Genomic DNA, 251 nt, shown 5'->3' on the forward strand with positions numbered 1-251 from the left:
CGCACGTGGATGGCCGGATGTTGCAGATCACTGAAGACGCGGGCGGCAATGTGGTCAACCGCGACCGAATGTGGCACTACACCGAAGGGATCCAGAACTGGGACCCGATCTGGCCCGATCATGCGATCCGGATCATTCCCGGTCCGTCCTCGCTATGGCTTGACGCGACCGGAAAACGATTGCCCGTACCCAACTTTCCCGGGTTCGACTCACTGGGCACGCTCGGCACGATCACGCGGGGTGGCCACGAT

1 protein-coding gene is annotated in these 251 nt (G+C 62.2%); it reads left to right on the forward strand.

The features are described from left to right. Nucleotides 1-251, forward strand: a 251-nt coding sequence (locus tag SB754_RS21815) for an FAD-binding protein (protein WP_410784401.1), incomplete at both ends; no start/stop codon positions are given.

Origin of the sequence: Leifsonia sp. SIMBA_070 (assembly GCF_046534635.1) — a bacterium.
Lineage (GTDB): Bacteria > Actinomycetota > Actinomycetes > Actinomycetales > Microbacteriaceae > Leifsonia.